Below are 16286 nucleotides of genomic sequence, written 5' to 3' on the forward strand. Positions count from 1 at the left end.
CTGGACGGCGAGCGATCACCGACAAGGTTGCAGAATGCAGCAGGACGCGTGTCATTAACGACCACGCCTCCGCGCGCCTCAGGGATGATTGGATGGCTATGATTCGGTGAAATAGAGCCGATCGCCCATTGAGGGGCGAACGCAGACACCAAAGCTCACTCGGACTGGGAGGAGGGCAAGCACTGCCATCGCTCAGTCGATCTGGCCATTTATCCTAATCCTATTATGCGGACGATATGATGGATCGTGAACCCGCTGCAAGTTAAATGTCCCTTCTTATGCGGGGACGGCACCGCATATGTGCGGCACGAGCGTCAAAAATTAGACAGGTTTCGTGATATGCGAGCAATCCGCTCGACGCGTATTCTGTGCCGAAATCCGTGACCCCAGATACAGCGTGAAATCGGCGCATGCCTTCTGGAATTGTGCCATCGAAGCGGCATCTCTCGCGGGGGCGTGTCGTCGGAAGGGAGTCCGGCTACCGGGGTTGGCCCACGAAAGCACCGGGAAACGAGCCCACACCGCCCGAGACGCCGGGCCTTCCTTGCTACGCCCGCAGCGCTTCGAGGGTTTCGAGATTCCGCGGAACTTCGTTCGCGGTGCATCCGACGGGGCGAGGCGACGCGAATCTCGTTCCACGCGTGGAGGTCGCCCTCCTCCGATAGGTACGCAGGATCGCAGGCATCGATGCATGGTTCAGGTATCGCCTCGACGCGTGGAGGCACACCATGGGTCATGAATGGTGCTTCTAAGTGATAGGTGATTATCTCTACCAGCGCGCTCACTTTTCGTTCATAGAGGCAGCGACTCCGTCAGCAATTGGTGCAACGCGAAAGCCCAGGGGACGAATCGCGCAAATCATGCGCGCACCGGGGAATGTTCACCACGGAGCAGCCACCCTGCCTCCACCGAACGGTGAGACGTCCCCCTCGCGCCGTGGACGACCCGTCATCTCCACAGAATGACGCCTCGTCCGGCCGCGGCTCCCCCTGTCGCGCCATGGTCGTGTTCCCCCAGGACGATAGGGTAATCTTACGCACGAAGCAGTGTCAACTTTGGACGTAGCCCTCTCTGCTTCCAGCATCGCTCCGGCATCGCTCCGGCATCGCTTCGGCATCGCTCCGCATCGCTCCGGCATCGCTCCGGCATCGCTTCGGCATCGCTCCGCATCGCTTCGGCATCGCTCCGGCATCGCTCCGGCGCATCGCGGCTGCGTCTGTATTGGACGGGCTACGCTGAAGCGCCGCTGCCGTTGCGCGATGCACCCGAGCTGACCCTTCCGTCCCGTCACGACCTGCCGCGCATCTGACTGGTGCCCCCACGTCGCGTGCTTACACTGCGCACGTGGGATCCACGCTGCGCCAACTCTCCGTGGTCGATCACGATCGTGATGCGGCCGGCATGACCTATGTCTATCCGGTGGTATCGAGACGGGCGGGAGGGGTGTCCGTGGGCATCAATCTGAACCCGAACAATGCGTGCAACTGGCGATGCGTCTATTGCCAGGTGCCCGGATTGATCTTCGGAAAGGGCCCGCAGGTGGACCTCACGAGGCTCGAGGAAGAGCTGCGAAGCCTGCTGCAGGAGATCACGCATGGTGACTTCATGGAGCGCTGTGTCCCGGAGGGCGCGCGCCGTCTGAATGACGTGGCGTTCTCCGGTAACGGAGAATCGACGACGTCGCCTCAGTTTCGCGAAGCCGTCGAGATCGCAGGCAGGGTGCTGAACGATCTCGGCTTGCTCGGTACGGTGAAGCTCGTCCTCATCACCAACGGCTCCATGATGAACAAGCCTGCAGTCATGGCTGCAGTGTCACGTCTCTCCGAGCTGCACGGGGAGGTCTGGTTCAAGCTCGACAGCTTCACGGCCGAAGGCTCGCGCTGGATCAATGGCAGTGCCGTCCCCGTCGAGGATCACGTCGCGCGCCTCGGAGCCGCGGCCGAGCGCTGCCCCACCTGGATTCAGACGTGCCTGTTCGCGTGGGATGGGCAGCCTCCCTCCGAGGAAGAGCAGCGCGTCTACCTGGAGGGCGTGCGCACCCTGGCGGGGGGGAGCGCGCCGCTCCTCGGCGTGCTCCTGTACACCGTGGCGAGACCCTCGATGCAACCCGAGGCGGCGCGCATCACGCCCCTCTCCGAGGACTGGCTGCGTTCCTTTGCCTCGCGCATCGAAGAGGCTGGACTGCCCACGCGGGTGAGCGTTTGAGCCCACGCGGAAGCGGGATCGGGCGGCGGTGATGGGGGGGTGATGGGGTGAAGTCTGCGCGCCCTCTCGGTGGAGAGCGCGCGCAGTGTCGTCACTGTTCGAGCGGCGGGTTCTCGTCCGTCTGATCTTCCCCGCGGACCGGAGCGCGCGGTTCTGGCGCCGGCTCCGGCGGGATCGGGGCCGCTTCTTCAGGCGCGGGAGGGGGCGCAGGTACCGGCATGGGCTCTGATGGAGGTTCCACCTGCTCCTTCTCGCGCGTCACCTCTTTGTCCGGGCTGGCCGAAGGACCCGGCTTCTTCGCCTCCGACGTGCCGAGAGGCAACCCCAGCCCCCCGGGCTTCTTGGTACCACCTCCCGCGAAGGGGGAGTCGCTGCTCTTGCCACGTTGCCGGGTCGCCGCTGGCGTATCGGTCGCGTGGGGATCGAACTTCGGCCGCTTCAGCGCTCCGTGGGCATGCCACCCGTAGAAGCCATCCGAGCGCTTGGCGCGCTTCATCCGCGGCTCCAGGGTCTCGATGAGGGGGGGCGGCCCGGAGCCACTGGGATCGCCCAGCACCGATTTCGTGGTGTCGTTCTTCCCCCGGTACGCATCCGAGAACTTGAAGCGCACGTACAGATCCATCGAGGAGTTGTTCCAGGGCTCGCGCACGTTGACCTTGCCGTCGCCCTCCAGCTCGATGTCGGGCCCGCCGGCCGAGAGCTTGGTGATCTTGAGGACCCCCTCCTTGGCTTCAGCGGAGATGGTGAGGTCACCGAGGCGCGCCGTCGGCAGCTCGATCAAGCCCTTGATCTTGGTCTTGCCGTCTCCAGCCATGACCTCCGAGCCGGTGAGCTCGAGGAGGCCGTCGGCCTTGTTGAACTTCCCCTCTGGCGCTTCGAGTTCGAGCTTCCCGCTCACCGTGCCGCGCAGGGGGATGCCGCCAATCGCCTCGCCGAGCGGCTCGATCTTGCTCAGATCGAGGTTCTCCATCTCGACCTCGATCGCGCCATCCGTCTTGCCGACGGGGGCGACGCCCTGTACTTCACCGCCGAACACGCTTGCCCAGAAGTCGACCCTCACCCGCCCGAGCAGCAGCGGCAGGAGCCGCACCCGCGCGTGTGCCTCGTCGATCTCGATGACCGTGGGCTTCGGCCCCGTGGCCTTGGCGTCCGCGGAGCCCGCTCCTGCGGACGCGGTGGTGGTGCTCCGCCCCGTCGCGCCGTCGGCGGGAGGCATGATCAGCCGCGCTCCCTTCACCTCGACCCCGGTGAACCAGTAGGAGTCCAGCTCGTCGATTTCGAGCTTCTGTGCAGCCGCACCGCCACGTTTGGATTGCGTGCGATCGAACTCCGCGATCAGCCGGTCTTTCAGCCGGTCGTAGGGGAAGGTGAGGTAACCGAACATGAACAGGCAGAGCAGGTAGAAAGCCGGGTAGGCCAGCCACTTTGCCACCCTGAAGAAGCGTTCCTTCATTGCTCGCTCTCCCCATCCTCCGAGGAGTCACCTGCGCCCGCCTGCGCCGCGCCCGTGCCCGCGGCCGCGCTGCTCGGGTCGGGCTTGCGCTCGAAGGCCGAGACGCCGAGTTCCACCTGGTACGAGTCCGGCTCGCCAGCGCGCGGCTTGAGGTTCAGCTTGGACACCGAGAGCGGATAGCCCGACGTCTCGATCTGCTCCAGCATCTTCGCGAGCGGAAGCATCCCGATCTTGTTCATCTTCACCACGGTCACCTTCTCGGTGTACCGCTTTCCGTGAGGCACGTCGGGCCGCTCCTGAGACTCCGACGCCGAGAGGCCCTGCTTCTTCGCCGTCTCTTCGAGGTACCCGGCGAGCGCTGGCGCTGGCTTCGCGTAGCGCGCCAGGAGCGCGTCCTTCTGGGATTTGCGCTCGGCGAGGCGCGCATCGGCCTCGTAGACGGACGCGATCAGGTCCCGGACCTCCTGGTTCTCGCTGCGCTGTGACGACACCATGCGCAGCAAACCGAGCGGCAGCGCCAGGAGCAGCAGCGCGCCCATGAAGACGGAGAGGATCGTGAGGAGGCGCTTCTCCCGCGGCTCCAGCTTGTCGAGGCGCTCGCGAAGTGTGCTCATCAGATTCCCTCCGGCTTCTCGGACGGAGAGGCGCTGCCCTCGGCGTCAGCGCCGCTCTTGGTGGTCTTCTTCTTCTTGTCCTCGCAGGCCAGGGTCATCTCCAGCACGTACTTCTGCTTGCCCTCGGTGTACTGGGAGAAGCGGCCGACCTTCACGTCGCGGAAGCAGCGGTACTCCTTCAGCTTCTCGGTGATCGCCTGCGCGTCGGCGACGGAGGGGACCACGCCCTGAATGGTCGCGTGACCACGGCTCACGTCGAGCTCGAGGACGTCGTGGGTCACCTCCTTGGGCACCGCCTTGGAGAGCTGCACCATCACGTCGAAGGCGTCGATGCGAGGCATGGGATCTTCATCCGCTGCGGGGCCGCTCTCGAGCAGCTCGCGCGCGCGCACTGGGTCGCTGGTCTCCTCGCCCAGCACGTCGCGCGAGGCGGTCGCCAGGGCGGCCGTGAGCGCCTCGTTCTCGGCGTCCAGACCGCGCATCTCGGCGACCATCGAGAAGCCGAAGCTCAGCGCGATCACCGTCCCGAGGCCGGCCAGGAGCGGCACCTTCTCCCGCAGGAACGGGTAGCTCCGCTCCGCTTCGAGCGCGCCGCGGCGCAGGTTGAGGCCCTTGGGTCGACCCGCGAGGCCGAGCGCGAGCGCCAGGGCCTTGGCGAAGCGGGGCAGGGCAGCCGCTTGCTCCGGCGTCACGCCTTCGAGCTTCGGCTGAGGCATCGGCAGGATCGACACCCCCACCTCGCCGGCGAGGAACGCTTCGGCGCCGTGCACGCTCGCGCCGCCTCCGATCAGGTACATGCCTGCCGGAGCTTCCCCGCCCAGGTTGCGCCACGCCGCGAAGGTCTGGCGCAGCTCGCGGGCGAGCATCGACGCCGAGCCCGGCAGCCCCGCTGTCCCGCGGGAGAGCGTTCGCGCGAACACGGGCTCTCCGTCCTGGAGGATGAGCACGTCGGAGCTGTGATGCTCGAGATCGAGGATCGCCACTGGCCCTGTGGCCGCGCTCGGGGGTTTCGCCAGGGAGGGCATCACCGCGTCGAGGTTCGCGAAGGAGAGCGGCCCCGTGGACACCCGCTCGGGCTCCATGTCGATGGCCTCGCGCACGGCCGCGATCCGCTCACGCACGTCGCTGACCCGGGCCACCGCGGCGAAGATCGGGATGGTGGCCGAGCCAGCCTCGCGCTTGAGCACGCGGTAATCGAAGATGGCGTCTTCCATCTCGAAGGGGATGGTGGCCTCCAGCTCGAAGGCGAGGACGCTCTCCAGCTCCTTCTGGGCCGCGGCGGGCATGTCGAGCCGCCTGTAGAACGACTGCTCGCCGGAGAGCGCGATGGCCGCGGCGTCGGGCTTGATCTGCCCTGCTGCCTCCCGCAGGGCGGTGAGCTGGGAGCCGGCGTCGGCGACCGACACCTCGCCGAGCGCTTCCAGGAACACCTTCCGGTACGCGGTGCGGATGAGCACCGTCCGCACCACGTTCTTCTCTGCGTCGATTCCGAGCAACCTTGCCATCGAAAGACTTCCCTTGTGCTCTGATCCTACTCGATGCGCCAGTAGACGACGTTGCCGGCGGGGTTGATCCGGACCTGTGATTCGTAGGCTTGCGGCGTCAACGCCGAGCCCACCATCGTGGACCCTCCGGTGGGCATGATGGGGAACCCTTGCGCCACCTCCGTGAGCGCCTGCGCCCCCGTGATGTCGATGACCGCGTGGATGCGCACCCGCGTCTCGCGCTTGTTCCCCGGCACGACCCCATCGGCGTAGATGCTGAAGAACTTGCTGTCCGTGCTGACGGCGGCGGTGAAGTCCTTCTTGAGCGCCTGGTTGATGGTGACGGGCTGCACTCCCAGCGAGGAGAGGACCATCGCGCCGATGCCACCGCCCTGCCCCTGGCCGGTGACGGCGTTGACGAAGTCGGCGCCCTTGCCGAAGACGGGGGCGCCCTGGAGCATCCCCTGGACCAGCGAGAGCCCCATGATGAACTGCGCTGCCTGCGCGGGGTCGACGCAGAGGGGTGTGGTCGGATCGGCGTAGGCGCAGACGATGGCGAGCAGGGTCGCCGGGTTGGCGGTGTTCACGTTGACTGCCGCCTGAGGCTTTCCCCACACGGTCAGGATGCGCTTGCTCGGGTTGCTCGAATCGGGGTCGACGAAGGTCGCCCAGAAATCGTCTCCCATGCCCCGGACCATCCTCAGCTCTTCGAGCGAGTCGAAGGCCGCGTTCTTGCGGAGATAGCGCTGCCCGATGGTCTGGTAGAAGTTGTCCTCGGCGCCTGTGGCCACGGCGCCGGCCGTCGTCGCGGTCGGGTTGCAGCCGTTGATCGTGTCGTCGTAGTCCGCCCAGTCGATGATGGCGCTGCAGATCGTGGTGCTGTCGGAGAACTGCCCGTCCGCGTCACGCCCCTCGAACATGGGGCGGTACTGCTCCTGGTTGAAGAGCGCGAGGAGCTGCTGCGCGAGGCGTCCCTGATCCCTGAACGACAGGTGCCCCTTCGCGGCGAGGTTGACGTTGATCTTCGAGTCCTCGTCGACAATCTTGAGCTCGAAGCGCCCGCCGCCCGTGATCCCCAGGTTCTTGCCCGTCGACGCATCGACCCCCGCGATCCCCGTGAATGCGGCCGAGCCCGAGGCGTCGTTGAAGGGGCCGATCAGCATGTCCGCGTAGTTCCACACGGGGAGCTGCGGCGACTGCTGCATGCCCATCAGCATGAACATGGGCGCCAGCGCGTTGCGCACCGTGGGCTCCATGGCGATCACCAGCCGCGCGAGGTTCACCGCGCTCCGGGCGTGATACTCAGCCTTGAGGGAGTCACGGTCCGCGAGCGCGGCAGACAGCTCGGAGCTGGTCTCCTCTTGCAGCTCGGTGAGGAACACGGTGAGCACCGCGATCGCTCCCATGACCATGACCAGCGCGACCCCGCGCCGATCGTGCCGTCTCCGGGCACGCTTCCGCCGACCCTGCAGCCCGGGAGCGCTCATTGCCTGGTCCCTCGGGTGGAGGGGCTCCCGGCGGACATGCCGGTGCCGGTCATGCCGCCTCCTCGCGTCGCCCCGCCTCCCTGCACCCTGCCGTTGCCTGTGTTCCCCATGCCTCCTGAGAGGCCTCCTTGCGAGGCGCTGTTCAGCGCGGAGTTCACGTCGTTGCCGGACTGGACCCCGCCGTTCTGGCTCTGGCTCGAGGTGTTCGGGTTCTGATCGGCCCACCCGAGCGGCACCTGCATGGCGATGGGCACCTTGGTCTCGAACTTGATGAGCTGCCCCCCAGGACCTCCCCGGAGCACCAGCGTGATCCACACCTGGAGGGGCAACCGGTCGTACTGCCCCGTGACCTGGCTCGAGTCCCACGAGTCGGTCCATTCGCCCGTCATCGGGTCGAAATACTGAAGGCTGAAGCTGTCGATGTCCTCGGCCAGCACGTTGACGACCCCACCGCGCTCCGGCTCCAGGTCGATGAACTTCGACTCGCGCCGCACCAGATCGAGCTTGTTCCGCTGCTCTGGATCCCTCACGGCGAAGAACCCGATCTCCGTCTGATCAGACTCGTGCGCGTCGCTCATCAGCCGCCGGTGAGCGAAGGCCGTGAAATCGACGCGGTCTGCGGGCGATGAGTCCTCGGCGATGAAGATCGTCTTTCGCACGAGGTAGTTCTGATCCAGCGGCATGTGCCTGGAGAGGAAGGCTGTCTGGAGCTCACGCGCCACCCGGCTCAGCGCTTGCCGGCCCTGGTGGTATCTGTCGCTCATCTGGCCAATCCCCCTGCGGGTGCGGTTCATCCCGTCGAACGCGCCGTAGATGAGCGTGCCGATCAGGGCCAGGATCGAGATCGAGATCAGCACCTCGACCAGCGTGAGTCCTGCCTCGCCGCGGCGTGCGGCGGACGCGCGCCGCCGTCTCCTGGAAAGGACCCGCGGGGTGCTCACTTCGACGTCCCCTGCGAGCCGCCCAGGGAAGTCCCCGTCCCTGTGCCCCCGCCGAGCATGCCGCCCATGTCCAGGGGGGGCATCCCCCGCTGCGGGATGGTGAACCACTGGCCGATCTCGATCTCTCGCTCCTTGCTCCCTTCCCTCCAGGTGATCTTCACCGTGAGGCGCCTGGTGCTCGCCTCGAAGATCATCTTCAGGTCCGGATAGACCATCTGCATCACGGTCCCGAGCATTCCCGACATCGCCCCGGCAGCGCCCTCCGTCCCGCCGCCCGCGAGCTGCTGCGCGATGTCGGTGACCGAGGCGTTCTCGCCGAACGGGTTGCCTGATTGCGTCCCCTGGGCGAGTGGGCCGAGCTTTTCGAGTCCCGATGAGTCCAGGTCTGCGTTGAGATCCAGGTCGCCGTAGTTGGGATCAGGGAACTCGGGCTTCTCGATCTTCCACGAGCACCGCATGGACGACTCGTCGCCCTCGCAACAGGCGCCGCTGTCCGCCTCATCCATCTCGGGGAATACGCCCTCGCGCATGAGCCGCTCTTCCAGCTCGCTCATCTTGCAGCGGAGCAGCCCCGTGGCCTGGCTGATGTTGCGCGCCTGGGAGGCGTTCGACAGCGCCCCAGCTTGCGCCGCGAGAATGGTCGTGAGCGCCAACCCGAGGATGGCGATGGCCACCATCACCTCCAGCAGCGTGAACCCGCGCTTCTCGGATCGCATTGCCATTCCCCTTGCCAGCCCTGGAAACCAGCGAGTCACCGCCGTGCTTCCCGTTCAGAACCCGGAATCCTGGCGCTCGGACTCCTCGTCGTCGTCCCGTGGCTTCGGCAGGTTCACCGCGCCCTTTCTGATCTCCGCTTTCCCTGTCAGCGGCGAGACCAGGACCGTGAGCACTGTCCCCTCGTCGGGTTTGCCGGAGTCGCTCATCAGGAGCTGGATGGCTGCCCTCTCCGTCTGACCTCCGGGCCAGAAGTAGAGGTACGCCCGCCCCGTCTGGAGCGGGTCGTCCTGGTGCGCCGTCTCGATCTGCAGAAACCGGATGCCCTTCTCGAGCTGCTTTCCGGGACGGTCTTCTTCGAGGTTCCACCCGAACGCCTTCGTGGCCTGAAACGACGGCCGCGGTGCGCGGGGGCCCTTCAAGATCGCGTCGGCCTCCTCGATGGCGGCGCGCTCGGCCTCCGTCGCGGCCGCCGCCCCCCCGGTCGCGTCCTTCTTCTTCAGCGCCATCGAGCCCGCCGTCGACTCTTCGAGGACGATCATCCGCTCCTCGAAGTCGAAGACCAGCCGGACCGGCCGGGACTTCGCGTTGGCGTGCGCGTAGGCGATGCGCACGGCCCCGGCGATCATCGAGGCGCTACGCTTCAGGCGCGCGCTCGCCACGAGCCCCATGCTCGTCACCGCACCTCCGGTGACCACCGCGACCAGAGCGATCGCGATGAGTACCTCGACGAGGCTGACGCCTCGACTCCGGCGGTGACGATGCATGACCCTAGCCCCTCTCCTCGGCGCGCGAGCAACGCGCGCTCGATGCTTGATCGAAGCGTGATTACAGCTTGGCGACCTTCTCGATGTCCGACTGCTTGAAGTTGTCCTTCACGTCGTCGGGTGTCCCTTCCTTGCGATCGTTGCCGTTCGAGTACACGCGGATGTCACCGCCATCCTCGCACTTGATCCGGTAGGGCATACCCCACGGATCGTCGGTCTTCGAGGCGTCGATCTTCTTCCCGCTCACCAGGTCCTGGATGGTCGGGCACGCGTCCGACATCGATTCAAGCTCGCGGTACACCTCCGCAGCTTGCTTGATGGTGGTCGCTCCGACGACGGACGTCTTGATGCGCGCCTTCTTGTACTCAGGGAACACGAGGTAGGTCGCCCCGCCGGCGATGACGGCCATGATGGCCACGACGATCAGCACCTCCACCAGGGTCACGCCCCGTTGAACGGCCTTGCCGAGCTTGCGGATCCTCTTCTTCGTTGCGCTCATCTGCATGGTATTCACTCCACCCTGTCCAGCCCGCCGATCACGCCGTCGGGACCGTCGCTCGTCAGATCATACCCCTCCGCGTCACGCCTGCCTGGGCAGGTCAGCCGGAGCGGCCTCCCCCAGGCGTCGACGGGATCGATCGGTAGGTACCCCTTCTCCCTGACCTCCGCGAGGGAGGTCGGACACGTGCGGCCGTTGTCGGCCCGGTACATCTCCACCGCGCGGTGGACCACCTCCATCGTCGCGCGCGTCGACCGCTCGCCCACGCGGTCGCGCTCCCGCGCGCCGAGGAGGAGCAAGAGCAGGGCCATCGCCAGCCCGGCGGCGAAGGGGCGGGCCCTCGACAGCCCGGAGCGCCGCCAGAAGCCGCCGCCCCGCTCCCAGGGGAAGAAGATGGTCTGCTCGCGCTGTCTCCGTCGTGCCACGTCGCCCCCTCACCCTGCGAAGCTCGACATCTGGGTGAGCGGCAGGAGGATCGAGATCGCGATGAAGCCGACGGCTCCTCCCATGACCACGATGATGAGCGGCTCCAGGATGCTGGTCAGCGCCTGGATCTGGGACTCGACCTCCGTGTCGTAAGCGTCGGCGACGCTGCGCAGCATCTCTTCGAGCTGCCCCGTGCGCTCACCGATGGCGATCATGTGCGTGACCAGCGGCGGGAAGCGGCCGCTCTTCTTGAGCGGGTCGGCGATGCTCTGGCCTTCCCGGATCGAGCTGATCGCGTCCCCGACGACCTTCTCGAGATCGGCGTTGCCGAGCACGCTCCGCACGATGTTCATCGCCGTGAGCAGCTCCACGCCCGAGGAGAGCAGCGTCGCCAGGGTGCGCGAGAAGCGGGCGATGGAGACCCGCTGGAGCACCCGGCCGAAGAGCGGCAGCTTGAGGACGATGCCGTCCCACTTCAGCCGCCCCTCCGTGGTCCGTACCCACCGCCGGAACAGGGTCGCCCCGCTGACGCCCAGGAGGAGGAACACCCACCAGTAGCCGGCGATGAGGTCCGACGTGAAGATGAGCAGCGCCGTGTACCAGGGCAGCGCCTGGTCCATCGACGCGAAGATCGAGGTGATGTTCGGCACCACGCCGACCATCAGGCCGGTGATCAGCCCGGCGCCGATCAGGGTCAGGAAGATGGGGTAGACGAGCGCCCCGGTCACCTTCCCTTTGAGCTTCGCCTGCGACTCCATGAACTGGGTGAGCCGCTCCAGCACGGCCTCCAGCGTCCCTGACGCCTCGCCGGCGCGCACCATGTTCGTGTAGAGGTTCGGGAAGATCTTGGGGTGCGCCTCCAGGGATTTCGCGAAGCTCTGCCCCTCGCGGACCTGCTCGCGCACCTGCGTGAGCGCGCGTTTCAGCGCCTCCTTTTCCACCTGGTCGATCAGCGCGTTCAGCGATTCGAGCAGGGGCACGCCGGCCTTGAGCAAGGTCGCGAGCTGGCGCGTCATCAGCGCGACGTCTCCGGTGCTCGGCCGACCGAAGAACCCCTTCAGGCTGATGCCACGCGACGGGGCGGCGGACTTGGAGCGCTCCTCGGTGGCGCTCGTCAGCATGATGCCGTCTCTGCGCAGCACCACCCGCAGCGCCTTCGCGTTCTCCGCGTCGCGGACGCCCTTCACCGGCTTGCCGGTGGTGGCGAAGATGCCTCGGTATTCGAAGACGGCCAAGAGGGACCCCCTTACTCGTCGATGACCACGTCCTCTTGCGTCGCCGCGAGGACTTCTTCCACCGTCGTCATCCCCTTCAGCACCTTGCGGGCTCCATCATCCCGCATCGTGTCCATGCCGCTGCGGGTGGCCACCCGCTTGACGGTCTGCGCGTCCGCGCTCTTCAGGATGAGCGGACCCACCGCGTCGTCCACGACCATCAGCTCGTAGATCCCGCGCCGCCCGATGAACCCCTTGTTCATGCATGCGTCGCAGCCGCCCGGCTTGTAGAACACTGGGTCCACCATGGTCTGGCCGATGTACTCGTACTCCTGTCCATGAACCTGGTAGCGGGGCGTTAGCTTCCTGCGCGCCTTCCAGGACAGGCGAGTTTTGTCGAGGCCGAGCTGGTACAGCTCGTACTCGGTGGGTCGATAGGGGACCTTGCACTGCTGGCAGAGCATGCGCACGAGGCGCTGCCCCAGGATCCCGATCACGCTGCTCCGCACGAGGAAGGGCTCGATCTCCATCTCCACGAGGCGGGTCACGGCGCCCGGGGCGTCGTTCGTGTGGATCGTGGAGAGCACGAGGTGACCCGTCAGGGAGGCGTGGATCGCGATCTCCGCCGTCTCCTTGTCGCGGATCTCGCCGACCATGATCACGTCAGGGTCCTGGCGGAGGAAGGCCCTCAGCGCGCTGGCGAAGGTCAACCCGATCGCCGGGTGCACGTGGATCTGGTGGATCCCGCCGATCTCGTACTCCACCGGGTCCTCTGCGGTGAGGATGTTCCGGCTCGGTTCGTTGATGCGGTTCAGGCAGGCGTAGAGCGTCGTGGTCTTGCCGCTACCCGTCGGCCCCGTCACCAGGATGATCCCATCGGGCCGCTGGATCAGCTCGTTCATGATCCCGTACTCGCGCGGGGCGAAGCCGAGGTCGGGCAGATCGAGCAACACCGAGGCCTTGTGGAGGATACGCATCACGATGCGCTCGAACCCCCGGCTCGTCGGGACCGTGGAGACGCGGATGTCGACGCTCTTGCCCGCGATCTTCAGGGTGATGCGGCCGTCCTGCGGGAGGCGCTTCTCCGCGATGTTCAGGCTGGCCATGATCTTCACGCGCGCGATGATCGGTGCCATGAACTGCTTCGAGGCGCGGCGCGACACGTAAAGCTCGCCGTCGATCCGGTAGCGCACCACGACGTCGCGCTCCTCCGGCTCGATGTGGATGTCGCTGGCCCGCTCGCGCACGGCCTGGGCGAAGAGGCTGTTCACCCAGGCGATGATCGGCGCGTCGTCGTCCGACTCGATGATGTCGACGAGGTTGTCGTCCTCGTGGGCGTGGTCCCCCTGCAAGGTGCCGCCGTCGTTCTCCTTGCGCTCCCACACCCGGTTGATGGCGTTCACCACCGCCTCGCTGGTGGCGACCGCGATCTCCACGGGCATCCCGAAGAGCGCCCTCACGTCGTCGATCGCGGTGGTGTCGAGCGGATCGGCGAGCGCGCAGAAGACCGCCCCGTCATGGATCCCGAGGGGCAGGATCCGGTGCAGCTTCGCGTAGCCGATCGGTACCCGCTCCGCGATCTCCAGCGGCACCGCGTCGGTGTCGATCTTGGGGAGGAGGCCGTAGCCACACTCCTCCGCGAGAGCGCGCGCGATGCTCTGCTCGTCGGTCACGTTGTTCTGCACGAGGAGCTCCGTGAGCGATTGCCCCCGCTCGCGCATCGTCTCGAACAACGGGATGAGCCGCTCCTCGGGGACGACGCCCCGCCGGACCAGGATCTCTCCGAGATAGTGCTGCTGCGCGCTCATGTTTCCTTGTACCACCGAGCAGTGCTCGACGCTTCTGACCCCGCGGACGAACGGGCAGCAGCGTTACTCGACCGATTCGGCCTGAGGCCGCGCTCTCTGCGTGCGCACCCGAGGCGTGCGCGGGAGCCGCGGCGCCGATTCCCCTTGGTCCTGGGGAGCCGCGGCCCCGGGCGTGTCTTCCGGGCTCTTCGCCCCGAACGAAGGCATTCCGATGGGCTCGACGGCCGTGTGCTCCATGCGGTCCTTCGGCCGTGACTCCTCCTCGAGGCGGGCCCGCTCCTCTTCCTTGATCATCGACTGGCGGATGTCCTCCACCAGCCCGTTCTGGCGGCCCCAGTCGCGCGGAGGCTCCCACGCCCGGCTGTCGGAGAACACGAAGTACCGGTCGATGAACTCCTGCCGCTCCTCCATCTTGCGCTCGAAGATGGCGCGGAGGTCGTCCTGGTTCCGGATCACGTAGGGGGTGAGGACGAGCAGGAGGTTGCTCTTCGTGGTCGTCCGCTTCGACTGCTTGAAGAGGAAGCCGAGCACGGGCAGGTCGCCGAGCACCGGGATCTTCGTCTCCGCGTTGAGCACCACGTCGCGCACGAGGCCGCCGATGACCACCGTCTGCTGGTCCTTCACTGTCAGGATCGTCGACGCCGTGCGCTTGTTGATGGGGATCGCGCCGAGGGCGCCGACCGCGGTCCCTGCGTCCGAGATCTCCTCGGCGATCTCCATCCGCACCAGGTCGGAGTCGTTGATGTGGGGCGTGATGGTGATGGTCGTACCCACGTCCTGGCGGGGCGCCGCGAACCCGCCGAACCCGCCGAGGAGGCTCCCGACGCCGCCGAGGGCGCCCGCGGCGCCCGCCGCTCCGCCCGCGAGCCCGGCGAGGCTGCCCAGGCTCGACCCGCCGACGTTGGTCTGGAGCGGGATGTTCTGACCGATCGAGATCTCCGCCTCCTCGTTGTCGGTGGCGATGATGTGCGGCGTCGCCAGCACGTTGGAGTCGCCGTTGTCGGCGAGCCAGTGCAGCACCACGCCGAGCGCGGGAATGGACACGCCCGTCCCGAGCAGGTTGTTCGACCCCTCGATCTCTGGCCCCCGGATGCCGAGCGCCAGCGCCTCCAGGTTGGCGGGCACCCCGAGGATGGACTGCCCCGGGTTGTTGCCGCCGTAGATGAAGGCGTCGTTCGTGTTCAGCGTCGAGAACGGCGCGCCGCCGTGGTAGCCGACGCCCCAGTCCCTCACGCGCTCGACGCTGACGTCCATGATCACGGCCTCGATGAACACCTGCCGCCGCGGCATGTCGAGCTCGTCGATGACCCCGCGGAGCTGCGCGTAATCGCGCATCGACGAGGTGACCACCAGCTTGTTGCTGGCCTCGTCGCAGGTGACCTTGATCTGCCCTTCGAAGAGCGTCTCCGCCGAGCCGGGGATGGGCGGACCCGCCTGCCCTGCGCCTCCCCGCGCCCCCCGGCCACCCACGGCCGCGCCGCTCGAGGCGCCGCCCGAGCCGCCGAGGATCTGGTTCAGGGTGGTCGACAGATCCTTGCAGAGTGCATGCTGGAGCGGCAGCACGTGGATCTGCCCCTCGCCCGTCTGCGGCACGTCGAGCCGCTTCAGGATCGAGAGGACGCGCATGTAGTCCGGCTCGGTGGCGGTGAGGATCAGCGAATTGGTCCGGTCGTCGGCGATGATCCGGGACTTGCCCGCGGCGCCTCCGCCCGCGCCCCCCCGACCCCCCGCGCCGCCGCTGGCCTTCGACGGGTCGAGGATCTCGCCGAGCTTCGTGGCCATGTCGGCCGCAGAGGCGTAGTGGACCGGCTGCACCCAGAGCTGCTCGCCCGCGCCGCCCACGTCGATGGCCTCGACGATCTGCAGCATGCGCTGGATGTTCGCGCCGGTGTCGGTGATGATGAGCAGGTTCCCCGGCGCGTACACCGAGACGTCACCGTCCTTCGACTTGAACTTGGTGAGCACTCCGCTCGCATCCGTGGCGTCCACGTTGCTCAGCCGGTAGAGCCGGGTGACGTAGCGATCCTCGTCCGGCACCGGCGCGGCGGTGTTGAACACTGGCGTCGTGTCGTTCACGATCCCCTGCGTCTCCACGATCTTCAGGAAGCGTCCGTGCGGGATCACTGTCATCCCGTTGGTGTGCAGGATGGAGAGGAACGCGCTGTACGCCTCGCCGACCGTGACCTTCTCCGGCGCGTACACGCTCGCCTTGATCTGGCGGAGCTTGCCTCCGTAGATGAAGCGGCGCCCGGTGATGTTGCTGATCGCCTTCACCAGCTCCGGCAGCTCGGCCTCCTCCAGGTTGAAGGAGACCCGGTAACCGCCCGGCTTGGGCTTGAACTCGATCTCCTGCACCCCCTGCTTCACGCTCGCCATGGGGTCGTCGTCACCTGCGCCCGACGCCGCTCCGGGCGCCGGCGCGGGCGGCGCGACCGCAGCGCCCGGGGCCTGTGCCCGTGGCGATCCACCCGCGGCGGGCGGACGCTCCACCTGCCGCTGCGCCGGCGTACGCAGCACGGGGGCGCCACGCGCGGGCTGCGCGTGCGCGGCGGGAGAGGCGCCCCAGAGGGCGAGCGCCAGGGCGGACGTGGAGACGAGCCGCATGCGGCGAAGGGAACGCTCGGGGGAAATCATGGCCATCGGATCGGTCCGGCTTCTGTACTGCGTCCTCGTG

Annotated in this window: 13 protein-coding genes; 1 reads left to right on the forward strand and 12 read right to left on the reverse strand. The window is 67.2% G+C overall.

Translation table 11 applies throughout. The annotated features are described in order from the left end of the window. Positions 1 to 1344 precede the first annotated feature (1344 nt). On the forward strand, positions 1345 to 2205 hold the full coding sequence (locus CAP_RS28790; protein WP_197041398.1) for a radical SAM protein: 861 nt from the start codon (positions 1345 to 1347) through the stop codon (positions 2203 to 2205). Between the two features lie 91 nt (positions 2206 to 2296). Here the strand turns inward: CAP_RS28790 and gspN are convergent, their stop codons facing one another. The 12 genes from gspN to gspD form a co-directional block, all read right to left on the reverse strand. Beyond that, positions 2297 to 3658, reverse strand: a complete 1362-nt coding sequence (gene gspN, locus CAP_RS28795; RefSeq protein WP_044246866.1) for a type II secretion system protein GspN — start codon at positions 3656 to 3658, stop codon at positions 2297 to 2299. After that, complete coding sequence (locus CAP_RS28800) at positions 3655 to 4272, reverse strand: type II secretion system protein GspM (RefSeq protein ID WP_081865361.1); 618 nt, start codon at positions 4270 to 4272, stop codon at positions 3655 to 3657. Before CAP_RS28800 ends, gspN begins: the two co-directional genes overlap by 4 nt. After that, complete coding sequence (gene pilM / locus CAP_RS28805; protein ID WP_044246867.1) at positions 4272 to 5777, reverse strand: type IV pilus biogenesis protein PilM; 1506 nt, start codon at positions 5775 to 5777, stop codon at positions 4272 to 4274. The genes CAP_RS28800 and pilM overlap by 1 nt, the downstream gene beginning before the upstream one ends. Positions 5778 to 5803: 26 nt before the next feature. Next, the gene (locus tag CAP_RS28810) at positions 5804 to 7162 is read right to left on the reverse strand and encodes a type II secretion system minor pseudopilin (RefSeq protein ID WP_231511748.1); all 1359 of its coding nucleotides are present in this window, start codon (positions 7160 to 7162) and stop codon (positions 5804 to 5806) included. A gap of 77 nt (positions 7163 to 7239) precedes the next feature. Further along, positions 7240 to 8184, reverse strand: coding sequence for a type II secretion system protein GspJ (locus tag CAP_RS28815; RefSeq protein WP_081865362.1), 945 nt, complete (start codon positions 8182 to 8184; stop codon positions 7240 to 7242). Beyond that, positions 8181 to 8900, reverse strand: coding sequence for a type IV pilus modification PilV family protein (locus CAP_RS28820; RefSeq protein ID WP_044246869.1), 720 nt, complete (start codon positions 8898 to 8900; stop codon positions 8181 to 8183). The genes CAP_RS28815 and CAP_RS28820 overlap by 4 nt, the downstream gene beginning before the upstream one ends. Positions 8901 to 8954: 54 nt before the next feature. Continuing rightward, on the reverse strand, positions 8955 to 9665 hold the full coding sequence (locus tag CAP_RS28825) for a pilus assembly FimT family protein (protein WP_044246870.1): 711 nt from the start codon (positions 9663 to 9665) through the stop codon (positions 8955 to 8957). 61 nt (positions 9666 to 9726) lie between these two features. After that, positions 9727 to 10170, reverse strand: a complete 444-nt coding sequence (locus CAP_RS28830) for a type II secretion system protein (protein ID WP_231511749.1) — start codon at positions 10168 to 10170, stop codon at positions 9727 to 9729. Between the two features lie 5 nt (positions 10171 to 10175). Continuing rightward, the gene (locus tag CAP_RS28835) at positions 10176 to 10589 is read right to left on the reverse strand and encodes a type II secretion system protein GspG (protein WP_044246871.1); all 414 of its coding nucleotides are present in this window, start codon (positions 10587 to 10589) and stop codon (positions 10176 to 10178) included. Between the two features lie 9 nt (positions 10590 to 10598). Beyond that, positions 10599 to 11825, reverse strand: coding sequence for a type II secretion system inner membrane protein GspF (gene gspF, locus CAP_RS28840; RefSeq protein ID WP_044246872.1), 1227 nt, complete (start codon positions 11823 to 11825; stop codon positions 10599 to 10601). Positions 11826 to 11836: 11 nt separating this feature from the next. After that, entirely contained in the window at positions 11837 to 13612 is a 1776-nt protein-coding gene (locus CAP_RS28845) for a GspE/PulE family protein (protein ID WP_044246873.1), read from the reverse strand. 63 nt (positions 13613 to 13675) lie between these two features. Next, positions 13676 to 16252 (reverse strand): type II secretion system secretin GspD, encoded by a 2577-nt coding sequence (gene gspD / locus CAP_RS28850; RefSeq protein WP_081865363.1) that lies wholly within the window; start codon positions 16250 to 16252, stop codon positions 13676 to 13678. Positions 16253 to 16286: the final 34 nt, after the last annotated feature.

The sequence above is a fragment of the Chondromyces apiculatus DSM 436 genome (genome assembly GCF_000601485.1).
Taxonomy (GTDB): domain Bacteria; phylum Myxococcota_A; class Polyangia; order Polyangiales; family Polyangiaceae; genus Chondromyces; species Chondromyces apiculatus.

Bases quoted from the DNA above. Each gene is read 5' to 3' on its own strand.
- gspN (WP_044246866.1), bottom strand. From the start codon at position 3,658: ATGAAGGAACGCTTCTTCAGGGTGGCAAAGTGGCTGGCCTACCCGGCT.
- CAP_RS28800 (WP_081865361.1), bottom strand. From the start codon at position 4,272: ATGAGCACACTTCGCGAGCGCCTCGACAAGCTGGAGCCGCGGGAGAAG.
- pilM (WP_044246867.1), bottom strand. From the start codon at position 5,777: ATGGCAAGGTTGCTCGGAATCGACGCAGAGAAGAACGTGGTGCGGACG.
- CAP_RS28810 (WP_231511748.1), bottom strand. From the start codon at position 7,162: ATGGGAGCGATCGCGGTGCTCACCGTGTTCCTCACCGAGCTGCAAGAG.
- CAP_RS28820 (WP_044246869.1), bottom strand. From the start codon at position 8,900: ATGCGATCCGAGAAGCGCGGGTTCACGCTGCTGGAGGTGATGGTGGCC.
- CAP_RS28825 (WP_044246870.1), bottom strand. From the start codon at position 9,665: ATGCATCGTCACCGCCGGAGTCGAGGCGTCAGCCTCGTCGAGGTACTC.
- CAP_RS28830 (WP_231511749.1), bottom strand. From the start codon at position 10,170: ATGCAGATGAGCGCAACGAAGAAGAGGATCCGCAAGCTCGGCAAGGCC.
- CAP_RS28845 (WP_044246873.1), bottom strand. From the start codon at position 13,612: ATGAGCGCGCAGCAGCACTATCTCGGAGAGATCCTGGTCCGGCGGGGC.
- gspD (WP_081865363.1), bottom strand. From the start codon at position 16,252: ATGGCCATGATTTCCCCCGAGCGTTCCCTTCGCCGCATGCGGCTCGTC.